The sequence below is a fragment of the Okeania sp. SIO3B5 genome, from assembly GCF_010692555.1.
Classification (GTDB): Bacteria; Cyanobacteriota; Cyanobacteriia; order Cyanobacteriales; family Microcoleaceae; genus Okeania.
In genome coordinates, this window is the sequence record NZ_JAAHHG010000646.1 from 1 (window position 1) to 5,015 (window position 5,015).

5 protein-coding genes and 1 pseudogene are annotated in these 5,015 nt (G+C 37.0%); 2 read left to right on the forward strand and 4 right to left on the reverse strand.

Annotated features, from left to right (window positions below; genetic code table 11):
- Nucleotides 1–511: 511 nt before the first annotated feature.
- On the forward strand, nucleotides 512–835 hold the full coding sequence (locus F6K54_RS40090; RefSeq protein WP_293089927.1) for a hypothetical protein: 324 nt from the start codon (nucleotides 512–514) through the stop codon (nucleotides 833–835).
- 110 nt (nucleotides 836–945) lie between these two features.
- Nucleotides 946–1,314 (forward strand): transposase, encoded by a 369-nt coding sequence (locus F6K54_RS40095; RefSeq protein ID WP_293089929.1) that lies wholly within the window; start codon nucleotides 946–948, stop codon nucleotides 1,312–1,314.
- Nucleotides 1,315–1,459: 145 nt separating this feature from the next.
- Here the strand turns inward: F6K54_RS40095 and F6K54_RS40100 are convergent, their stop codons facing one another.
- From F6K54_RS40100 to F6K54_RS40115, 4 genes and pseudogenes are all read right to left on the reverse strand, one after another.
- Entirely contained in the window at nucleotides 1,460–2,326 is an 867-nt protein-coding gene (locus F6K54_RS40100) for a NifU family protein (protein ID WP_293089931.1), read from the reverse strand.
- Nucleotides 2,327–2,567: 241 nt separating this feature from the next.
- Nucleotides 2,568–2,792, reverse strand: a complete 225-nt coding sequence (locus F6K54_RS40105) for a hypothetical protein (RefSeq protein WP_293089933.1) — start codon at nucleotides 2,790–2,792, stop codon at nucleotides 2,568–2,570.
- A gap of 473 nt (nucleotides 2,793–3,265) precedes the next feature.
- Nucleotides 3,266–3,556: a hypothetical protein gene (locus F6K54_RS40110; RefSeq protein WP_293089935.1), complete on the reverse strand. Its 291-nt coding sequence runs from the start codon at nucleotides 3,554–3,556 to the stop codon at nucleotides 3,266–3,268.
- Between the two features lie 882 nt (nucleotides 3,557–4,438).
- Nucleotides 4,439–5,015, reverse strand: a pseudogene (locus F6K54_RS40115) (hypothetical protein); the annotation flags it as partial.

The window sequence follows — 5,015 nt, forward strand, 5'->3', positions numbered from 1 at the left end:
GGGGGATGGGGAGATGGGGAGATTGGGAGATGGGGAGATGGGGAGATGGGGATATGGGGAGATGGGGAGATGGGGAGATGGGGAGATGGGGAGTGTGGGAGAAATTAAAAAATATATATCTTCACCATTACCATGCAGGACTACCTATTTCTGAGGAAATAAGAATTAAATAATATCAAATCTGTTTAATTTGGTATAAAAATATTCTCCATCTTCACTATTACCAAATCTTTATAAATTTTTTTCCCCCTAATTTCTGATTCCTGACTCCTACTTCGGGTTTGCGCTCAAAAGTCTTTTTTAAGGAGTAGGGGAGCGGGTTCTTGAGGACACACCAGAGGGGGAGACGGGGAGACGCGGAAATAGGGTAATTAACTGTTAAACTTAAACTGTAGAAAACAGTTGTCAAATGTAGAAAAGTATTGTGATATTAAATAGTTAATAGAAAGCGTAAATTTAGGCAATGAATGATTTTGACCATGATAGTAGTCACAGGTGACTACAGCAAAATTTGAGGGTTAGTACACAATTGATTGTTGTTGACAGACATATAATTAGACGAACACATCAGTATTGGCGGGTATGTGATGAGTTAGCTTTTAAGTCAAAAAACCTGTATAACTTGGCTAACTATCACTGTCGTCAGCATTTTTTCACGACTGGTAAAAGTCTCGATCTAACTAAACTGTACCACGCCACCAAAGATAGGGATGCTTATAGAGCCTTGCCAACTAAAGTCTCAAAACAAATAATAAAATGCTTGGTTGCAACTTGGCGTGGCTATTTTCAAGCTATCAAAGAATGGTCGCGCACATCCACAAAGGTTTCTAGGTAAACCCAAAATACCAAAGTATAAGGACAAAACCAAAGGCCGAAATGTAGTTATCTACTCATGCATAGTCTGTATATAAAGCACCACTAAAGGACGGTATTTGCCACTTATCTATGAGTGATATCAAAATACCTGTAGTGGTTGAGTCTGTAGTTGAAGTGAGGATAGTACCTGCAACTGGCTGCTATGTAATTGAAGTTGTCTATGAAAAAACTGAACAACAACGGATAGAGTCTAAATATGTAGCAGGAATAGATTTAGGGATTGATAGATTAGTTGCTCTAGCTACAAATAAGCCTGGTGTCAAACCACTGCTGATTAACGGGAAGCCACTAAAAAGCGTCAATCAACTATATAACAAACGTAAAGCTAAGTACCAAACTCATCTCAAGGGGAGAATTTTTTTGCCCAACTATGCGCTAAAAATGCGCTCCATGCATGAGCATCAAGAGCTGAAAACCATGTACTTTTTCAATACCTAAAAAGGCACTTACCTTTATCTGGTAATTATTTGAGATTTAATCAGGAGAGTAATAATTAAAAGTACAATCCCTATTACTTTTGACTGCTGACTTCTAACCTTCTGACTTGCTAAGGCGCATTTTAAATGCGTCTTAGCTTATGCTCCTAACACTGAATCAAAACCCGATCGCCTCTTATAGTTACCGGATACTGTTGCAAGGTCATTTCTGGAGCTGTTAAACATTCTCCAGTTGCTAAGTTATATTTAAAGTTATGAAATGGGCAAGTGAGAATACCTTCTATTACTTCTCCTTCATCTAAAGGTTTAGCTAAATGACTACAACTATTACGATAGGCAATGATATCATTACCAACACGAGTCAAAATTAATTTCAACCCATCCACATCAACAGCTAAAATACCACCTTTCGGTATCTGGTCAATATTTGCTAAAGCAACCCAACCTGTTTCTTCTTGTGCAACAAAGGGACTCGCAATAGTATTGCTTGCTTTTCCACTAACTAGAGTATTAACCGAAACCACATTTTTGATTTCCGGGCAGTGGGTTTTAATTGCCTGCTCGACTCCCTCTTTCATGGTTAAGGTTGAAGCAGGACAATTACTACAGTTTCCCACTAATTTTACTTCCACCGTATCCGGTAGTTTGATGGCGACTAATTCTACATTGCCATTATGGCTTTGCAAACCGGGACGCACTTCATCTAATGCCTGTTGAATCCTAATTTCTAGAGAAGGCATAGGTGGTTTAATCAATTCGTGATAGCGCAGTAGACTATAAACTACTTCATCTTGCACTGCCTGACGCAATGCTGGCATAGATTCCTGTTTAACACTACGAATTAATCGGATTAAAGCTTCTTTGTGTAATGCCTCTATGGCATTTTTCAACCCTTCAACCACTACCTTTTGATTTTCATCCCAATGAGCGATCGCCTGCTCAAAGTGAGTAATATCAGATACTAGAGATTCTAAACTCACAGAGTCTTGCAAGGGAAGTTTGGCTTGAGTCACTTCAGTTATCAGTTATCAGTTATCAGTTATCAGTACCTCCTGTAATAGGGAGGCTTAAAAATACGGAATTCTCTTTTCTCTATTTTTTGGTCATTTTTATTCTTTTCTTCCTATTAGACATCTCCAATAATAAAAAATAAAATCAATTATCCCAAATAAATTATCAATTCTTCCCCTCCTGGGAGGGGGAGGGGCGAGGGGTGGGTTCCCTACTCCCTACTCCCTACTTTTCTGTAGATGTCTATTGCAACTTTATATCTTTCAGCAAAAATGGCATAGAGATTCCAGTTACCAGACTAGAGACAATAATTGGAAGCAATAGTGTTGTTCCCATTTTTGCCATTGCTATTAGTAATAAAGCACCAAAAGAAGTAGCTATAGTTACTTGTTTGAAAAAATAAAATGGATTTCGTAATAGTTTTCCTTTAAGTAATAATTTGGTGCTAAACCAACCGACTTCTAACATAGTTGTTTCTCCTTTTTTCTACTGTTATATCAAGTATCATTAATTAGCCATAATAAATTAGCTATCTTTAGTCATCTTTAGATGACTTCTGCTTTGAGCCAAGAAATTTATTTCTTGGCGGATAACATGGATCGCCAAGCTCGCCAAGCCAAGGATTGAAATCCTTGGCTAATAGTTTAAGTCATCTTAAGATGACTCCTGAGGAGTATGCCATCTTTTTTTATGTAGCGTTGCTGATTCTGGGTATGATTTGGCCCCCCTAGCCCCCCAATGCGTGGGGGGAATAAAACTCTAAAACTCCCCCAATTTTGGGGGATTTAGGGGGCGTGTACCAGAACTAAACAATCGCGCATTCATACTTCAATTCAGCAACGCCTCTTTATTATGTTAATCAGTGCAACTTGATCTTGTTATTGTAGGGTGTCACGAATACATTCATTGCATGGTTTGAAACTTGTAACAAATACTCAAACCTAAACAAATTTTAAAATTGCCAACCCAACAATAACTGCCGGAATTACACCAGCAGGGCCAAACAACCCACCAATCATGGCAGCCAGACTATAACCTAAATCTTTTCTTGCTAACCATATTCCACCAATAGCACCAGCTATAATCGAAATTCCGCTAGCAAGTCCTAGCCAGAATATTGCTGTTAGTAGAGTAATTTCTCCAGTAACTAAGTCACTGATAAAAATTTGAAAGCTTGGTATAGCTTCCAAGTCTGTAATCAGAGTATTGAAAACGGTAATTAAGCCACTCATTTTGTTTATTCTCCTATCTAGTATTCAGCAATTAACAACTAATAATTACCTCTTCTTAAAACACATGGGATTGACTAAAAGAATTTTTTTGATTTTATCCCCTATCCAAGAGGAGGCTTCAAGGCGTGAATTCTTGAATGAGTAATTATGAACTTTCAACTCTTAATTATTAATTATTAATTATTAATTATTAATTATTAATTATTAATTATATAGCTTCCAAGTCTGTAATCAGAGTATTAAAAACGGTAATTAGACCGCTCATTTTGTTTATTCTCCTATCTAGTATTCAGCAATTAACAACTAATAATTACCTCTTCTTAAAACACATGGGATTGATTAAAAGGATTTTTTTTTGATTTTATCCCCTATCCAAGAGGAGGCTTCAAGGCGTGAATTCTTGAATGAGTAATTATGAACTATAAACTCTTAATTATTAATTATTAATTATTAATTATTAATTCTATAGCTTCCAAGTCTGTAATCAGAGTATTGAAAACGGTAATTAGACCGCTCATTTTGTTTATTCTCCTATCTAGTATTCAGCAATTAGCAATTAATAATTACCTCTTCTTAAAACACATGGGATTGACTAAAAGGATTTTTTTTGATTTTATCCCCTATCCAAGGCAGGGCTAATTCATTGTCGCGCCTAGAATATTAAGTTAGAAATACATTTAATTGTGCAAATATACAAATCTCTCCATCTCCCCATCCCCCCATCCCCCCACCTCCCTATCTCCCCATCTCCCCATCAATTTTTCTCTAGTGACAATAAATAGACCCTGCCTATCCAAGAGGAGGCTTCAAGGCGTGAATTATTGAATGAGTAATTATGAACTATCAGCTCTTAATTATTAATTATTAATTATTAATTATTAATTATTCGGTAACTGCTGAGTCAAAATCAAAAATTGATAGTTCGCTTTCTACTGCTGCTAATGCTTCGGAAACTATTGTTGCTCTTTCTACTTCGCTATACTGACAAAAAATTGCTTGAGCTTCTTCATAGAGCATTTTTGCCTGGAGTAGATTTTGCTGATTTCCTGCTTCTGGATGTTTCGGACTATCTGGTAAGTTATATAGCACATTGGCTTTATTAGAGATAGTAGCTGCATACTCTAATGGTGTATCTTTTGCTGTACGGACTTTCAAAGCTTCATTGTATGCAGTTAATGCTCGCAAATTATTATCTACTGGATGCAGACTGGGGAGGTATTGCAAGGCATTAGCCAGGTTGTTTTGCAACATCGCGTATTCGTTGGGATATTCGATGAGGCTAACTGCCTTTAATGCTTCCTCAAATGATTGTACTGCCATTGCTTGTCGCATACCTTCTCTTTCTGGAGATAGAGTCATCGAGAGATAAGCGATCGCGATATTATTCTGTAATATGGCATATTCTTGCGGGTGTTTATCTGAGGTAAATATTAGTAACCCCCGTTGATATGTTTCTATT